The 1,748-nt window shown below is 67.7% G+C and carries 1 protein-coding gene; it reads left to right on the top strand.

Going from position 1 to position 1,748, the window contains the following annotated elements; translation table 11 throughout:
- The first annotated feature begins 310 nt into the window (after positions 1-310).
- Positions 311-1,738 carry an IS110 family RNA-guided transposase gene (locus tag NMK44_RS41820; RefSeq protein ID WP_254753388.1) on the top strand — a complete coding sequence of 476 codons (1,428 nt, stop codon included), beginning with the start codon at positions 311-313 and terminating at the stop codon, positions 1,736-1,738.
- Positions 1,739-1,748 lie beyond the last annotated feature (10 nt).

Raw genomic sequence — 1,748 nt, 5'->3', positions numbered from 1 at the left:
GACATTTAGCTTTGGAGATGGCTCTCCGGGATCTTCGGGGGCTGCGTAGGGTGCGTCGGGTCCGGTTCTTCCGGCACGGCTGGATCACTGACCGAAGCGTCTGCTTGCAGGCGACTTCTCAACGTTGATCGACGGCTGGTTGAACCTCCCGACGCACGTGCGTCCCTGTTGGGAACTCGTGGCCGCGGCGAGCGTGGACCACTGCTACCGAATGTCCGGTCAGCACAACCCTGCGGAACACGTGCCAAGTGGGTCGTGGCGGAAGGTCTGGACAACGGTCAACCTGCCGCTGCACCAGACGGGAACCCTGTTGAGACTGCACCTGGGAATCGACGTAGCCTGCCGGGCCTCGCACCGAGCCACCTGCACCGACGCCACCGGAGAGATCCAGTTCTCCGGCCGGCGCTTCACCACCACACCCAAGGACCTCGAGCGGTTATGGGACAGTCTGCCCACCACCGACGAGGTCATCGTCATCATGGAACCGACCCGCAACGCATGGGTCCCGCTCGCCGGATGGTTCCAGCGCCACGGCGCCACGGTGGTCCTGGTGCCACCGGAGCAGTCCTCTGACCTGCGCGACTACTACTCCAAGCACACCAAGAACGACCGGCTCGACTCCCGTGTCCTGGCCCGGCTGCCGCTGCTGCACCCCGAAGGACTGCGGGAACTGTCGGACACAGGACCGGCCAACGCACTGCGACGAGCTGTCCGCCGCCGCAGCTCGCTGGTCGAACGCCGCACGGCCACCTTCTACCGGCTCGATGCCCTGCTCGAACTCCTTGGACCCGCCTGGGCAGACGCCCTGGGCACGGGCTCCTACTCCAAAGCCGCTCTGGCCGTGCTGGAGAAGACCGGCGCCGACCCCCACGCCCTGCGGCGACTGGGCCGAAAACGACTGGCCGCCCTGCTGATCCGATACAGCCGCGGCCAGTGGCGCGAAGAGCACGCTGAACGGATCGTAAACGCCGCCCAGCAGACCCTCGAGCTCTGGCCCGACGGCGCCCTGGACTTCGCCGAACTCGCCGAGGACATCGCCGGCGAGGCTCACATGGCCACTCACCTGAACGCGCAGATCACCACCCTCGACGACCGGATCACCGTCCTCTACGAAGAAGCCGACCCCGGCCGGATCATGGCCTCCGGCCCCGGCCTCGGGGTCATCACCGCGGCGGGAATCCTGGGCCGGCTCGGAGACCCGAACCGCTTCACCAGCCTCGCCGGTATCCGCGCCTTCACCGGCCTGGTCCCCCGCACCAGCCAGTCCGGCCTGACAGGCCGCGACGGGCCGCCCACCCGCCAAGGAGATCCTGGCTTGCGCGAGACGCTGTTCAAGGCCGCGGACATCGCCCGGCATGCCGACCCCGCCCTGGCCGCCCGCTACCACGACCTCGTCGTCGACAAGGGCAAACACCACAACTCCGCCCTCTGCACACTCGCCGCAACCCTGGTCACCCGCCTCGCTGCCTGCTGGCGCAACGGCACCCTCTACGAGCTCCGCGACACCGACGGACGCGAGATCACTGAAGCCGAGGGGCGGCAGATCTGCGCGACCCGCTACAAGATCAACAAGGACGACCGGGCCAAAGTCCACGTCCGCCGCCGCTCGCAACGGCTGAAAGACCCGACGACGAGCCGGCGCGAGAAGGAGTCGCCAAGCGCTCCGGCAACCGGCCCGTCGAGAACCACCCTACGAAACAGGCCCCGAGATCACCACGAACGGCTTGACGTCCGTTAGGAACTCAACG

Source organism: Streptomyces cucumeris, assembly GCF_024295805.1.
Taxonomy (GTDB): domain Bacteria; phylum Actinomycetota; class Actinomycetes; order Streptomycetales; family Streptomycetaceae; genus Streptomyces; species Streptomyces cucumeris.
The sequence above is the reverse complement of the archived record's forward strand: the minus strand, read 5'-3'. Positions and strand labels throughout refer to the sequence as shown.